At 63.8% G+C, this 13,983-nt stretch carries 11 protein-coding genes; 6 read left to right on the forward strand and 5 right to left on the reverse strand.

Annotated features, from left to right (window positions below):
• Positions 1-158 precede the first annotated feature (158 nt).
• Positions 159-1,046 carry a LysR family transcriptional regulator gene (locus ACW9H9_RS02115; RefSeq protein WP_457341358.1) on the reverse strand — a complete coding sequence of 296 codons (888 nt, stop codon included), beginning with the start codon at positions 1,044-1,046 and terminating at the stop codon, positions 159-161.
• Positions 1,047-1,195: 149 nt separating this feature from the next.
• Here ACW9H9_RS02115 and ACW9H9_RS02120 point away from each other — a divergent pair, with 149 nt between their 5' ends.
• Positions 1,196-2,725 carry an MFS transporter gene (locus ACW9H9_RS02120; RefSeq protein ID WP_457341359.1) on the forward strand — a complete coding sequence of 510 codons (1,530 nt, stop codon included), beginning with the start codon at positions 1,196-1,198 and terminating at the stop codon, positions 2,723-2,725.
• A 5-nt stretch (positions 2,726-2,730) separates the two neighbouring features.
• On the opposite strand, the gene sohB is transcribed toward ACW9H9_RS02120, so the two are convergent.
• Positions 2,731-3,756: a protease SohB gene (gene sohB / locus ACW9H9_RS02125; protein ID WP_457341360.1), complete on the reverse strand. Its 1,026-nt coding sequence runs from the start codon at positions 3,754-3,756 to the stop codon at positions 2,731-2,733.
• A gap of 193 nt (positions 3,757-3,949) precedes the next feature.
• Between sohB and ACW9H9_RS02130 the strand changes: the two genes are divergently transcribed.
• Both ACW9H9_RS02130 and ACW9H9_RS02135 read left to right on the forward strand, forming a co-directional pair.
• Positions 3,950-4,660 carry a histidine phosphatase family protein gene (locus ACW9H9_RS02130; RefSeq protein ID WP_457341361.1) on the forward strand — a complete coding sequence of 237 codons (711 nt, stop codon included), beginning with the start codon at positions 3,950-3,952 and terminating at the stop codon, positions 4,658-4,660.
• 56 nt (positions 4,661-4,716) lie between these two features.
• Complete coding sequence (locus ACW9H9_RS02135) at positions 4,717-5,031, forward strand: SCP2 sterol-binding domain-containing protein (RefSeq protein ID WP_457341362.1); 315 nt, start codon at positions 4,717-4,719, stop codon at positions 5,029-5,031.
• Positions 5,032-5,111: 80 nt separating this feature from the next.
• Here ACW9H9_RS02135 and ACW9H9_RS02140 read toward each other — a convergent pair whose 3' ends face one another.
• A complete protein-coding gene (locus ACW9H9_RS02140) occupies positions 5,112-7,760 on the reverse strand; it encodes an MGH1-like glycoside hydrolase domain-containing protein (protein ID WP_457341363.1) in 2,649 nt (882 codons plus the stop codon).
• Between the two features lie 194 nt (positions 7,761-7,954).
• Here ACW9H9_RS02140 and hglS point away from each other — a divergent pair, with 194 nt between their 5' ends.
• Positions 7,955-9,331, forward strand: coding sequence for a 2-oxoadipate dioxygenase/decarboxylase HglS (hglS, locus tag ACW9H9_RS02145; RefSeq protein WP_457341364.1), 1,377 nt, complete (start codon positions 7,955-7,957; stop codon positions 9,329-9,331).
• A gap of 127 nt (positions 9,332-9,458) precedes the next feature.
• Here hglS and ACW9H9_RS02150 read toward each other — a convergent pair whose 3' ends face one another.
• A complete protein-coding gene (locus tag ACW9H9_RS02150; protein ID WP_457341365.1) occupies positions 9,459-9,692 on the reverse strand; it encodes a YdcH family protein in 234 nt (77 codons plus the stop codon).
• A 177-nt stretch (positions 9,693-9,869) separates the two neighbouring features.
• Between ACW9H9_RS02150 and tkt the strand changes: the two genes are divergently transcribed.
• Both tkt and ACW9H9_RS02160 read left to right on the forward strand, forming a co-directional pair.
• Positions 9,870-11,927: a transketolase gene (tkt, locus tag ACW9H9_RS02155; protein WP_457341366.1), complete on the forward strand. Its 2,058-nt coding sequence runs from the start codon at positions 9,870-9,872 to the stop codon at positions 11,925-11,927.
• A 112-nt stretch (positions 11,928-12,039) separates the two neighbouring features.
• Positions 12,040-12,906 (forward strand): oxidoreductase, encoded by an 867-nt coding sequence (locus ACW9H9_RS02160; protein ID WP_457341367.1) that lies wholly within the window; start codon positions 12,040-12,042, stop codon positions 12,904-12,906.
• Between the two features lie 30 nt (positions 12,907-12,936).
• On the opposite strand, the gene ACW9H9_RS02165 is transcribed toward ACW9H9_RS02160, so the two are convergent.
• The gene (locus ACW9H9_RS02165; protein ID WP_457341368.1) at positions 12,937-13,974 is read right to left on the reverse strand and encodes an Ldh family oxidoreductase; all 1,038 of its coding nucleotides are present in this window, start codon (positions 13,972-13,974) and stop codon (positions 12,937-12,939) included.
• Positions 13,975-13,983: the final 9 nt, after the last annotated feature.

Here is a 13,983-nt window from a genome sequence, read left to right on the forward strand (position 1 = left end):
GGTAGCCAGCGGAAAACGGGGTGCTTGAGCGGGGACGTCAGAGGGCGGTCTTGGGAAAGACGACTGGGAGGCTCCGAGAGGGTGTTCATGCAGGTCCTGTAATTGAAAAAGGACTTGAATCCTACAACCGAAAGCAAAATTCCTTACACGTAAAACTATTACAAGATCTGTCCCCCCTTCGCCTCTCGCTTCACCTGCTGGATATACCGCGCCACCGCCGGCGCCTTTTCGAACCGCCGATGAATCAATGACAGCCACGACGACGCCTCACTGCCCTGAATCGCGCGGTACACCACATTCGGCAAGTTCACGTGCCCCACCACCGACTCGGGCACCACGGCCACGCCCTGCCCCAATGAAACCAGGGCGATCACCGCCACCAACCCGCCCGGCTGCGGCCCAAGTCGCGGGGCATAGCCGCCCTGGGCGGCCACGTGCAGGGTGCCGCTGATTTGCTCGGGCAATATAAAGGTCTCGTTTTGCAGGTGCTGGCAGGTAATTGCCTTCAACCCCAGCAGCCAGGAGCCCTGCGGCAACGCCAGTACAAACCCTTCACTGTCCAGCCTTACGGCTTCCACGCCATCGGGCAGTGCCATGGGCGAGCGCACGTAACCAATATCAAACCGCCCTTCAGCCACCTGCGTCGGTAACGTCGCCATGGGGCTTTCCCGTACGTTGAGGCTCACATCCGGGAACTGCCCGCTGAACGCCTGCACCTGGCGCTGCAACAGCCCCGAATACACGGCCGACGCCACGTACCCCAACTCGATATGCCCGGTTTCGCCGCGCCCGGCGCGCTGGGCATTGCGCTGGGCCGACTCGAACTGACGCACGGTGGCCTCGGCCTCGAGCAATAACGCGGCACCCGCTTCGGTCAGGCTCACTTCGCGTTGCTGGCGAATAAATAAACGCGTACCCAGCAGGCCTTCCATGTCCTGGATCTGGCGGCTCAGGGTCGGCGGCGCAATGCCCAGTTGTTCGGCCGCGCGGGTGAAGTTGCGGTGCCGGGCAACCGCCAGGAAGTAGCGGAAATGACGTATGTCCATCACAGCGTTAGCTCAAAGGTAATGAAGTGCCACACCCCGGCTAACAAACAAACCGCCGCCGGGGAATAAGCTGGCAAGACGTCCAGAGTGAGAGAGTTTCAGATGCCCGTCAAATCCAACACTGCTATTGCCTGCGGGGTAATCCGGCCATGAGAGAGGTCAGCCCACGCTTGACGTTGTTGACCGCCTCGGGGGTCTGCTCGCTGATTGTGCTCGACACCAACATCGTCGCCGTCACCTTGCCCAGCATTGCCCGCGACCTGGGGGCCAATTTTGCCGATATCGAATGGGTGGTCAGCGCCTACATGCTGGCGTTCGCCGCGCTGCTGCTGCCCGCCGGGAGCATTGCCGACCGCGTTGGGCGCAAGACAACGCTGGTCTGGGGCCTGAGCATTTTTATCCTCGCGTCCCTCGGTTGCGGTGCGGCGCCCAATGCGCTGTTTCTGGACATCGCCCGGGCCATCAAGGGGGTGGGCGCGGCCTTGTTGCTGACGTCGGCACTGGCCTCCATCGGCCACACCTTTCACGATGAGGTGGCGCGCGCCAAGGCCTGGGCCTTCTGGGGTGCCTGCATGGGCGTGGCGATGACCGCCGCCCCCACCCTGGGCGGGCTGATCACCCACTACCTGGGCTGGCGCTGGATTTTCTACCTCAACCTGCCCATTGGCCTGGCGTTGATGGGGCTGGTGCTGCGGGCCATTCCACAGTCCCGGGACACCCAGTCTTCGCGCCTGGACCCATGGGGCAGCCTCACGTTCAGCGCCAGCCTGCTGTGCTTGATCTGGGGCTTGATCGAGGCCAATCGCATTGGCTGGGACAACCCGCTGACCTACGCCCGCCTGCTCGGCGGCGCCGTGTTGCTGGGTGCATTCGTGCTGGTCGAGCGCGTGCAACAACGGCCAATGGTGGACCTGCTGCTGTTTCGCCATCCACGGTTTATCGGCGCGCTGCTGGGCATGTTTGCCTATGCCGGTTGCGCTCAGGTGATGATGACGCTGCTGCCGTTCTACCTGCAAAACGGCTTGGGATTCTCCGCGATCAGTTCGGGGTTGGGCATGTTGCCGTTCGCACTGACCATGCTGATCGGCCCACGCATCGGCGCACGCCTGGCCGCCCGTTTCGCCCCGGCCACCCTGATGGCCACCGGGCTGGCACTGGTGGGCGGCGGCAACCTGCTCAGTGCCTGGGCGGTGCAGGTCGGCGGCTACTTGCCGTTCGCCCTGGCGATTGCGGTGACGGGGGCCGGGGCTGGCCTGCTCAACGGCGATACCCAGAAAAACATCATGGCCTGCGTCCCCCGCGACCGCGCCGGAATGGGCTCGGGCATCAGCACCACCATGCGTTTCAGCGCGATCATGCTGGCCATCGGTATCTACGGGGCGCTGTTGAGCAGCCACAGCGAACACTTGCTACAGGCAAGCCTGGGTTCGCACTGGCAGGCCCAGGTGCCGGGCATCGCTTCGCGGGTGGTGGCCGGTGACATGCCGGCCGCGATGGCGCAGGTGCCGGAGGCGGCCCGGCCGACGCTGCAACCGCTGGCGCGGCAAGCCTTTGTCGGCGGGTTCAGCGTGGTGTTGTGGGTGGCGGGGCTGCTGGGGTTGCTCGGTGCCTGCGTGGTGGGCACCTTGATGCGCCACCCCATCCCGGCCCCCACGCCGCCTTCAGTGGCAACCGCCTGAGCGGGTTACCAGAACCGCTGCTGGGTCAACCGGCTCCACCAGCTCAGCAGCACCCGGTCCACCGAGCCACTGGCGGCCAGGCCAACGCGTTCCTGCAAGCTCTTGCGCTCGGCATAGTGCAAGTGGAACACCTCGGCCGTTTTTGCCTTGTCGGCCAGGTACTCATCGCTGGTCTGCAACTGGTCGACCAGTTGCTTGTCCAGCGCCGCAACGCCGAGCCAGACTTCGCCGGTGGCCACTTCATCAATGGCCAGTTGCGGGCGATAACGCGAGACAAAGTTCTTGAACAGCTGATGGGTGATGTCCAGGTCTTCCTGGAACTTCTCCCGGCCCTTCTCGGTGTTTTCGCCAAACACCGTCAGGGTGCGTTTGTATTCACCGGCGGTCAGCACTTCAAAGTCGATATCGTGTTTTTTCAGCAGGCGGTTGACGTTGGGCAACTGCGCCACCACGCCAATGGAGCCCAGGACGGCGAAGGGGGCGCTGATGATCGTCTCGCCGATGCACGCCATCATGTAGCCGCCGCTGGCCGCGACCTTGTCGATGCACACGGTCAGCGGCACGCCCGCCTGGCGGATGCGCGCCAGTTGCGAGGAGGCCAGGCCGTAGCTGTGCACCATGCCGCCGCCGCTTTCGAGGCGCAGCACCACTTCATCCTTGGGGGTGGCGAGGGTCAGCAGCGCCGTGATTTCGTGGCGCAGGCTCTCGGTGGCCGAGGCCTTGATGTCGCCGTCGAAGTCCAGCACAAACACCCGTGGCTTGGGCTCGGGCTCCTTCTTGCCCTTTTTCTTTTCACGTTTGCCTTCGGACTTGCGCAACGCCTTGAGCTGGTCCTTGTCGAGCAGGGTCTGCTCCAGGCGCTCACGCAGGCCTTTATAGAAGTCATTGAGCTTGCTCACCTGCAACTGGCCCGACGATTTGCGACGGCCTTTACTGCGCAAGGCGGCGAAGGTGATCAGTACCACCAGGATGGCAACGACCAGGGTGACGGTCTTCGCCAGAAAAACGGCGTACTCGGCCAGAAAATCCATGAGGCTCCTTACAGATACAATGCGCCAGGCGCGGATTGGCCAAGCATACCGGCGGGACCGCCAGGGGGCCAGCGATCAAACGGCCTGCAACCGCCCTCTAACAAGCTTTTAAAACGAGCGTATGTTTTTTCATTGACAGCTCTCCGGCATCCCCATAACCTCGCCAGACTTTCAACGTACCGGGAAAACGGACGTGGGTAGCATCTACCTGATTCGACATGGCCAGGCCTCCTTTGGTGCAGACGACTACGACGTGCTGTCCCCCATTGGCGTACAACAGGCGCAAGTCCTTGGCCGCCACCTGGCCGAACTGGGCCTGACGTTCGACCGCTGCGTGGCAGGTGACCTGCGTCGACAACAGCACACCGCTACCGCCGCCTTCGAACACTACAGCGCCCTCAGCCTGCCGGTGCCCCTCCTGGAAACCGACAGCGCGTTCAACGAGTTCGACGCCGAAGCCGTCATCCGCGCCCTGCTTCCCGACCTGCTGCACAGCGAGCCCCACGCCCTGGAGATCCTGCGCAACGCGGCACAGAACCGCAGCGAGTTCCAGCGCATCTTCGCCCAGATCATCGACCGCTGGCTGGCCGGCACCTACGACCCGCCGGGGCTGGAAAGCTGGCTGGGCTTCGTCGAACGCGTACAAGGCGGCTTGCAGCGCTTGCTGGAATCAGCAGGCGAGCACGACAAAATCGCCGTGTTCACCTCCGGCGGCACCATCACCGCCCTGCTCCACCTGATCACCCGAATGCCCGCCGCGCAGGCTTTCGAACTGAACTGGCAAATCGTCAACACCTCGCTCCACCAGCTGAAATTCCGTGGTCGCGAGGTGGCGCTGGCTTCCTTCAACAGTCATGTACACCTGCAACTGCTGAAGGCGCCGCAACTCATCACCTACCGATGAGCTGCGGCCAACCGTGACCCCAAGGTCACTGGACTCAACCTAAAAGGATCGAAACCATGACTGACGTAGCTAAAGTTGTAGAAACCATGAAAGCCAAATTCAACCCGGCCGCTGCCCAGGGCCTGGACGTGGTGTTTGGTTTTCGTATCGACGACAGCAAGCACTTCTCCCTGATCGTGAAAGACGGCACCTGCGACCTCAAGGAAGGCGAAAACCCTGACGCCAACGTGACCCTGGTGACCGACAGCGAAACCATGGCCGGCATCGTCAGCGGCGAAACCGACGGCATGCAAGCCTTCATGGGCGGCAAACTGCGCGTCGAAGGCGACATGATGCTGTCGATGAAGCTGAGCGAGCTGTTCCCGGCCTGATACGGCGCCTGCCCGAACAGACCCATCCCGCCCTCACCGGCGGGATTTTTTTTGCCCGCAAATCCCCTCCCCAGGCGCGCTCAACCCGGCGCTGACGGCTTGGGCTGCAACAGCAGCGCCACCAATGCACTCCACCCGGTCTGGTGCGAAGCCCCCAGGCCGCGCCCCGTCTCACCATGGAAGTACTCATGGAACAACACCAGGTCGCGGCTGGCCGGGTCTGCCTGCAGTTGCGCATACCCAGCCATCGAAGGCCGCATGCCGTTTTCATCCTGCAGGAACAAGTGGGTAAGGCGCTGGCTGAGGCTGTCGGCCACCTCATCAAGCGATGACAGATACCCGCTGCCCGTGGGGTACTCCACCGAGAAGTTGTGTGCGTAGTAACGATGAAACTCGCGCAGCGACTCGATCAGCATGTAGTTGACCGGCATCCACAGCGGCCCGCGCCAGTTGGAATTGCCGCCATACAACCGCGAATCCGACTCGGCCGGCGTATAACGGGCGCACAGCGTGTTGCCGTTCATCTTCAGCGCCAGGGGCTGTTCGGCGTGGGCCTTGGACAAGGAGCGCACGCCAAACGCCGAGAGAAATTCGGTTTCGTCGAGCATGCGCTTGAGCAAATCCTTGGTGCGCTCGCCCCGCAGCAGCGCCAGCAGCAGTCGGTTGCCCTGCCCCGGTTCGTTCCAGCGCGACACCAATTGCGCCAGGTCCGGCCGATGTTTCATGAACCCCAGCAAACGCTCGCGCAGGCCGTCCAACCCCTCATGTTCACGTTGTTCGAGCACCAGCACCGCAAACAGCGGCATCAGCCCGACGAGCGAGCGCAGGCGCACCGGCTCACTCTGGCCGTCGGCACGGTGCAGCACGTCGTAGAAGAACTGGTCGCCCTCGTCCCACAGGCCTTCGGCCTCGTTGTCGACCCGGTTGATCGCGCCTGCAATGTAAAGAAAGTGTTCAAAGAACTTCACCGCAATGTCCACGTACACCGCATTGCGCTTAGCCAGCTCCAGCGCCATGCGCATCAGGTCCAGCGCATAGGCCGCGACCCACGCGGTGCCATCGGCCTGATCCAGGCTGTACCCCGGCGGCAGGGGCGCCGAGCGGTCGAACAAGGCGATGTTGTCCAGCCCCAGAAAGCCGCCCTGGAACAGGTTGCGACCTTCAGCGTCCTTGCGGTTGACCCACCAGGAAAAATTCAACAGCAGCTTGTGAAAAATCCGCTCCAGAAAATCCAGGTCACCGACGCCGTGCAGCGCCTTGTCCTGCTGATACACCCGCCAGCTGGCCCACGCGTGCACCGGCGGGTTGGCATCGTCAAAACGCCATTCATAGGCCGGCAGTTGACCATTGGGGTGCATGAAGCGGTCTTTCACCAGCAGCAGCAATTGCTGCTTGGCAAACCCTGGGTCAATCAGCGCAACGGCCACCGCCTGGAAACCCTGGTCCCACGAGGCATACCAGGGGTACTCCCAGGTGTCGGGCATGGACACGATGTCGAAGTTGGACAAGTGCCGCCAATGGGTATTGCGACTGTGCAACCGTTCGGACGGCGGGCTGGGCTGGGCGGGATCGCCGTCCAGCCACTGGTTTACATCGAAGTCGTAAAACTGCTTGGACCACAGCAGCCCCGCCAGCGCCTGGCGCTGCACATTGCGCGCGTCGGCATCGGGCATGCCATGTTGCAGGGCCGCATAGAAGTCATCCGCCTCTTGGCGCCGTTGCTCGAACAGCTTGCGGGCGTTGATCGGCGGGGCGTCCGTGGGGGCGAACCGCAGGTACAGGGTCTTGCTTTGCAGGCCGTCGAGGTCCACCACAAAACGCGCTGCGACTTTGGTGCCCGCGTCCCGGCGAATCGCCGACTGCATGCCCGCCACCACGTAATCGTTGATCCCGTCCTTGAAGGGCCCCGGCGACTGCTGCCCGTTCAGCTTGGGGAAGTTGCTTTCATTCTCGCAAAACAGCCACTCGACCCCCTCTTGCCCCCAGGCACTCAGGTGACGGTCGGCCAGCTCGGAATGACGGGCCTGCACCTGCTCCCCCTCCAGCCTGAGCTGCGGCTTGGGCCCCCCCGTCGTCCAACTCCAGTCATTGCGCGCCCACAGTTGCGGCATGACCTGCACGCGCGTGGGCTGGTCCGAGCGGTTGAGCACGGTGATGCGCATGCACACATCGTCGGGCTGGTATTTGGCGTATTCGACGGTGACGTCGCAATAGCGGTTGTCTTCAAACACGCCGGTGTCGAGGACTTCATATTCGGCATCGCCCAGGCCGCGACGGGCGTTTTCGGTGATCAGGTCGTCGTAGGGAAACGCCGCATGCGGGTATTTGTAGAGCATGCGCATGTAGGCATGGCTCGGTACACCGTCGAGGAAAAAGTACAGCTCCTTGACGTCCTCGCCGTGATTGCCCTCGGCATTGTTCAGGCCGAACAGGCGCTCCTTGATGATCGGGTCGCGCTCGTTCCACAGCGCCAGGCCCAGGCACCAGCGCTGCGCCTTGTCGCTGAACCCGGCCAGGCCGTCCTCGCCCCAGCGATAGGCGCGGCTGCGCGCGTGTTCGTGGGGGAAGTAGCGCCAGGCGTCGCCGTCGGCGCTGTAGTCTTCACGCACGGTGCCCCATTGGCGTTCACTCAAATAAGGGCCCCAGTCGCGCCAGCGTTCGGCGTCTTGGGTTGCCAGGCGTTGGCCTTCAATCGTTTGCAGAATGTTCGTCGCAGGCGTGGCCGTCATCGAGTCTTCCGTCGCGTTCGGGGAGAGGGGCAGTGTAGAGCCGTTGCAATCTGAGATGCACAGCAAGGCCGATAAGTTGCACTCATTCATTTGCAGAATGAAGTCCAGAGGATTCTTCGTTTGCAAGGCGGCCCCGCGCCCAACAGAATCGGTGCACAGGCGCTTTTAGCCGCTTATCAGCCAGGAATTTTTCTATGTCGACCCCCTGCCCTGTCAGCCCTGACGAAATCCGCCAGGGCTTCTCCAAAGCCATGTCCGACATGTACCGCGACGAGGTGCCGCTGTACGGCGCGCTGCTGGAGCTGGTGGCCGACACCAACGCCCGAGTGCTGGCCACCGACGCAGGCGTGGCGCACCACCTGCAGCGCACCGGCGAACTCCAGCGCCTGGACATGGAGCGCCACGGCGCCATCCGCCTGGGCACGGCGCAGGAACTGGCGACCATCAGCCGCCTGTTCGCGGTGATGGGCATGCACCCTGTGGGCTATTACGACCTGACCCCCGCCGGGGTGCCGGTGCACTCCACCGCCTTTCGCGCCCTGCACGAAAGCGCCCTGCACGCCAGCCCGTTCCGGGTGTTTACCTCGCTGCTGCGCCTGGAGCTGATCGAAAACACCGCACTGCGCACCTTTGCCGAAACCGCCCTGGCCAAGCGCTCGATTTTCACCCCCAGGGTCCTTGAATTGATCGAACACGCCGAAGCCAGCGGCGGCCTGGATGCGGCCCACGCCGAAGAGTTCATCGCCCAGGCCCTGGAAACATTTCGCTGGCACCCCACCGCCACCGTCACCGCCGCCGAGTACCAACAACTAAGCGACCAGCACCGCCTCATCGCCGATGTGGTGGCGTTTCGTGGCCCGCATATCAACCACCTCACCCCGCGCACCCTGGACATCGACCAGGTGCAGGCCGCCATGGCCAGCAACGGCATCACCCCCAAAGCCGTGATCGAAGGCCCGCCCCGCCGTCGGTGCCCTATTCTCTTGCGCCAGACCAGCTTCAAGGCCCTCGACGAGCCTATCGCCTTTACCGATGCCCAAGGCAGCCATAGCGCGCGTTTTGGTGAGATCGAACAGCGCGGCGCCGCGCTCACGCCAAAGGGCCGCAGCCTGTATGACCAGTTGCTGAACGCCGCGCGGGACGCCTTGGGCGCGTTCCCCAGCGAAGCCAACGCTGAACGCTACACGGCGCTGATGGAGCAGCACTTTGCGGCGTTCCCGGACACCCTGCCCCAACTGCGCGAGCAGGAGCTGGCCTACTTTCGCTACTTCGTCACCGACGCGGGCCAGGCGGCACAAGGCCAGGCCGGGCAGCCAACCACACTGGAGGGGTTGATCCAGGCCGGGCACATCGATGTGGAGCCGTTGGTGTATGAAGATTTTCTGCCGGTGAGTGCTGCGGGGATTTTTCAGTCCAACCTGGGGGACAGCGCCCAGAGCCATTACGCCGCCCACTCGAACCAGCAGCAGTTCGAGCAAGCCCTGGGCCGCCAGACCATGGATGAATTAGCGCTGTACCGCGATACCCAGCAGCGCTCGATCGACGAATGCCTGCAAACGCTGCGGGTGTAAATGAGGTGTCCGCCCGGCACGATGGCGCATTCCATGCGCCTCACTGTGCCCCAGGCCGGGCGAACGGCTGGCATGATAGGCAGCGCGTGGCGGGCTGTCTTTCAGGCAATTCTGAACAAATCTGCCGTCAGGGCGCTTTCTCCAGTTGCTGCACGATTTTGTCTTTGACCAAGAGCCGCTTGCGCTTGAGTTTTTCCAGCTCGTCGTCTTCGCCACCCGATGCCTCCAACGCCAGCACGTCTTTGTCGGCACTGTCGTATTGGTGCAGCAACGAATCCAGGTAACTGTCCCCTCCTCTGCGCGCGTGAATGACGTCCTTGCTCACACCCAGGTCCTGATACAGATCGTGTTTCACTGGCATGGCGTACCTCCGAAAGTGGGTTCAATAACCGATGCCCTTTGAACCTAGCCCATCCCGGGGGGTGTTGTCATGTGTGCAAGCCACTCATTCCCGTTCGTCGCGCCAGCGGCAAGCGGATCAAACCTTTGCCTGCCCGGGTCCTCCACTGTAGATCGCCACCCGAGGGAGACCGGTTTCATGAATCACGCCACCAACGCTATCGACACCCAATGCATCAACACCCTGCGCACCCTGGCCATGGACGCCGTGCAAAAGGCCAACTCCGGCCACCCCGGCACCCCCATGGGCCTGGCGCCGGTGGGCTACACCCTGTGGAGCCGGTTTTTGCGCTACCACCCCGAGCAGCCCGACTGGCCCAACCGCGACCGTTTCGTGCTGTCGGTGGGGCATGCCTCGATGCTGCTGTACTCGCTGTTGCACCTGGCCGGCGTGGTGGAAATCGATGCACACGGCAAGCGCTCCGGGCAGCCGGCAGTGAGCCTTGAAGACATCCAGCAGTTCCGCCAGATGGGCTCCAAGACCCCGGGCCATCCCGAGTACCGCATGACCACGGGCGTGGAAACCACCACCGGCCCGCTCGGCCAGGGCTGCGCCAACAGCGTGGGCATGGCCATGGCCGGGCGCTGGCTGGCCGAGCGCTTCAACGCGGACGGCCGCGTGCTGTTCGACTACGACGTGTACACCCTGTGCGGCGACGGCGACATGATGGAAGGCATCAGCAGCGAAGCGGCGTCCCTGGCAGGCCACCTCAAGCTTGAGAACCTGTGCTGGCTGTACGACAACAACACCATCAGCATCGAGGGCCACACCGAACTTGCGTTCAGCGAAGACGTGATCAAGCGTTTCCAGGCGTACGGCTGGCATACGCTGCACGTCACCGACGCCAATGACCTCACTGCCCTGGGCAACGCCCTGGACACCTTCAAGCGCAACACCGGCGCACCGACGCTGATCGTGGTGGACAGCGTGATCGGCTACGGCTCACCGCACAAACACAACACCGCTGCCGCCCACGGCGAGCCGCTGGGGGAGGAGGAAATCCGGCTGACCAAGGCCGCGTACGGCTGGCCGCAAGATTCAAGCTTTCTGGTGCCCGACGAGGTGCGCAGCGTGCTCAAGGACGCACTGCTGGAGCGCGCGGCCCCGTTGTTCGATCAGTGGAACCAGGCCCTGGCCAGCCTCGACCCGCACTTGGCTGACGAGCTGCAGCGCATGCGCGCAGGCGAGATGCCGCAGGACTGGCAGCAACATATACCGACGTTCAAAAGCGACGCTAAAGGCATCGCCAGCCGGGCCTCCGGCGGCGAGGTGCTGAACGCCCTGGCGCAGCAGGTGCCATGGCTGCTGGGCGGTTCGGCGGACTTGTCGCCCTCCACAAAAACCCATCTCACTTTTGACGGTGCCGGGCGTTTCAGCGCGGCTGATTACAGCGGGCGCAACCTGCATTTTGGTATCCGTGAACACGCCATGGGCGCCATCGCCAATGGCATGGCGCTGTCCTACCTAAGGCCCTACACCTCGACGTTTCTGGTGTTCAGCGACTACATGAAACCGCCGATCCGCCTGGCGGCGATCATGGAGCTGCCGGTGGTGTTCGTGTTTACCCACGACTCCATCGGCGTGGGCGAAGACGGGCCCACCCACCAACCCATCGAACACCTCACCCAATTGCGCGCCACGCCTGGGCTGTTGACATTGCGCCCGGGGGACGCCAACGAGACGCTGGAAGCCTGGGCCCTCGCCCTGGCCCAGACCCACCGCCCCAGTTGCATAGTGCTGTCGCGCCAGCCGCTGCCTACGCTGGACCGCAGCCTCTACGCGGCGGCGTCCGGCACCCGCCGTGGCGCGTATGTGCTGGCAGGCGCCGAGCACCCCGAGGTCATTCTGATCGCCACCGGCAGCGAGGTGAGCCTGGCGGTCGAGGCCTATGAGCAACTCAGCGCCAGCGGCGTGGCAGCGCGGGTGGTGTCGATGCCCAGCTGGGAACTGTTCGAGGAGCAGGAACAAACGTATCGCGACAGCGTCTTGCCCCCGGCGGTCAAAGCCCGGGTCGCGGTGGAACAGGCCGGGCCCCTGGGGTGGGACCGCTATGTGGGATGCACCGGCGCGCTGGTGGTGATGCACAGCTTCGGCGCGTCGGCGCCGTTGGCCAAGTTGCAGGCCAAATACGGGTTTACCGTGGAGAACGTGGTGAAGCTGGCCAGGGAACAGATCCAGCTCAACCGGCCTCGCTGAATCGACCGCCCGGGATTGTTAAGCCAGCCTTCATGGCCTTCACAGTCCCGGGCGGATTGTCGCGTGCCCTGCCAAGCGCCAAGACTGGGGTTTCTCAAAAAGGGGAACCACCATGTCCAACCAAGACCTGCAAAACCACCACCCAAAAACCTGGCTGATCACCGGCGTCAGCTCAGGCTTCGGCAAGGCTTTGGCCAGCGCCCTCCTGGCCGCCGGTGAGCGTGTGGTCGGCACGTTACGCAGTGAAGAAGCCCGCGTGGAATTCGAGGGGTTGAAACCCGGCTATTCTTTCGCACGGTTGCTGGACGTCACAGACAACGCGGCCGTGCCGCAAGTCATCGCCGAGGTCGAGCAACACATCGGCGCCATCGACGTGCTGGTCAACAACGCCGGTTACGGGCACGAAGGAGTGCTTGAAGAGTCCTCACTGGAGGACGTGCGCCAGCAATTTGAAGTCAATGTGTTCGGCGCCGTGGCGGTGATCAAAGCCGTGCTGCCGTACATGCGTGAGCGCCGCGCCGGGCACATCCTCAACATCACCTCCATGGGCGGCCTGACCACCTTTCCCGGCCTTGGGGTGTACCACGGCAGCAAATTTGCCCTGGAAGGCATTTCCGAATCGCTGGGCAAAGAGGTCAGGCCCTTCGGGATTTTCGTCACGGCCGTCGCACCAGGGGGCTTTCGTACCGATTGGGCCGGCCGCTCGATGGTCAGGGCCGAGCGTTCCATCGCCGACTATGACGCGACCTTCAACGAAGTCCGCAGGGTGCGCCTGGAGCGCAATGGTCGGCAAGCGGGCGATCCGGCCAAGGCCGCGCTGGCCATGATGCAGCTCGTGGCCTCGAGTGAGCCGCCCGCTCACCTGCTGCTGGGCCAGGACGCCTTTTTGCACGTCAAGGCAAAACTGAACGGCTTGCTGGACGACATCCTGGACTGGGAAAGCGTCACCTGCGGCACCGATTTCGCACCGGACGTATAAGCGCACTTTTCAGGGCATCACGCCCAGGGTTCAGCGAGCCGCCAGTTCCCGCAGACGCGCCAACTCTTGCGCGTCCACGCTGATGCCTTCCACCTCGGCCCGCGTGCGTGCACGATGGCGGCGGTCGCCCGGCAACCGCCGCAGCCCCGCCGCGTGCATCTGCCGCACCAGCTCCTGGCTGCGCTCGGCGAACGCTTGCCCGGCGGTCTTGCTCGGGTCGATCACAATCAGCAGCTGGCCCGTCCACGGCGTGCGCGCGCCGGGGTGGTCGGCCCAGCTGAACTCGAATGAAAAGTTGCCGCCCGTGAGCGCCGCTGCCAACAGCTCGACCATCATCGACAACGCCGAGCCCTTGTGCCCGCCAAAGGGCAGCAGTGCGCCGCCTTCAAGGATGGCCTTGGGGTCTTGGGTGGGCTGGCCCAGGCTGTCGACGCCCATGCCCGGCGGCAGGCGCTCGCCCTTGCGCGCGGCGATCTGCACGTCGCCATGGGCGATGGCGCTGGTGGCCAGGTCAAACACAATCGGCGGGCCATCGGCCCGGGGCGCCGCAAAAGCGATGGGGTTGGTGCCAAACAAGGGACGGTCGGCGCCATGGGGCACCACGCAGGTCATGCTGTTGACCACGCTCAACGCCACCAGGCCCTGGTCGGCGAACGGCTCGACATCGGGCCACAAGGCGGCGAAGTGATGGGAGTTGTGAATCGCCAACAAGGCAATCCCGGCACTGCGGGCCTTTTCTATCAGCAGTGGCGTGGCGGCAGCCAGCGCCGGCTGGGCAAACCCGTTGCCCGCATCGACCCGTACAAAGCCTGACGCCACGTCCGTGACGAGCGGGCTGACCTTGCCGTCGACCCAGCCACTGGCCAGGGTACTGAGGTAGCCGGGAATGCGGAAAATGCCATGGCTGTGGGCGCCGTCGCGCTCGGCGCTGGCGCAGTTGTGCGCCAGGATGGCGGCCACGTCGGGTGAGGTGCCGTGGCGCACAAAGATCGCCTGTAGCAAGGCGACCAGGTCAACAAAACCGATAGAGGCGTGAGCACTGTCAACGACCGGGGACTGGGCAGACATCTGAAGCTC

This window comes from Pseudomonas sp. SDO5215_S409 (genome assembly GCF_054071325.1).